At 69.8% G+C, this 939-nt stretch carries 1 protein-coding gene; it reads right to left on the bottom strand.

Features of this window, described 5'->3' with window-relative positions; genetic code table 11:
- Nucleotides 1-939, bottom strand: a 939-nt coding sequence (locus MSIMFI_RS29155) for a hypothetical protein (protein ID WP_191500064.1), incomplete at both ends; no start/stop codon positions are given.

Raw genomic sequence — 939 nt, 5'->3', positions numbered from 1 at the left:
CCGCGCTCAGGGCGGGCAGGCTAATGCCCAAACTGGCCGACAACTGAGCGGCGATGTTGGGCAGCGCCGCGCTGAAGCTGGCGGCGAGGTTTTGGCTGGCGTTGATCAGTGCGGTTAGTGCCGCTTGGAAGGCTGGGGCGCCGCTGAGGGCGGCGTTGAGGGCGGCCTGGAAGGCGGCGTTCAATCCGGTCAGGCTGGCTTGGAAGGCGGGCAGGCTGCCGGACAGGATGGCGTTGAGGGTGGCGTTGAAGGCGGCGCTGAGGGCGGGCAGGGTGGCCCCGAAGGCGCCCGAGAGTGCGGCATTGAGTTGGGCGGCCAGGCCGGGCAGGGCCGCGCTGAAGCTGGCGGCGAGGTTTTGGCTGGCGTTGATCAGTGCGGTTAGCGCCGCTTGCAGGGCTGGGGCGCCGCTTAAAGCGGCGTTGAGGGCGGCCTGGAACGCCGCATTCAATCCGCTCAGGCTGATCTGTATGGCCGGCAAGTTGCCGGACAGGACGGCGTTGATGGTCGCGCTGAGGGCCGCGCTCAGGGCGGGCAGGCTAATGCCCAAACTGGCCGACAACTGAGCGGCGATGTTGGGCAGCGCCGCGCTGAAGCTGGCGGCCAGGTTTTGGCTGGCGTTGATCAGCGCGGTCAGCGCCGCTTGCAGGGCTGGGGCGCCGCTCAAAGCGGCGTTGAGGGCGGCCTGGAACGCGGCGTTCAATCCGGTCAGGCTGGCTTGGAAGGCGGGCAGGCTGCCGGACAGGATGGCGTTGAGGGTGGCGTTGAGGGCCGCGCTGAGGGCGGGCAGGGTGGCCCCGAAGGCGCCCGAGAGCGCGGCATTGAGTTGGGCGGCCAGGCCGGGCAGCGCCGCGCTGAAGCTCGCGGCGAAGTTTTGGCTGGCGTTGATCAGTGCGGTCAGCGCCGCTTGGAAGGCTGGGGCGCCGCTCAAAGCGGCGTTGA

This window comes from Mycobacterium simulans, assembly GCF_900232995.1.
Classification (GTDB): Bacteria; Actinomycetota; Actinomycetes; order Mycobacteriales; family Mycobacteriaceae; genus Mycobacterium; species Mycobacterium simulans.
The sequence above is the reverse complement of the archived record's forward strand: the minus strand, read 5'-3'. Positions and strand labels throughout refer to the sequence as shown.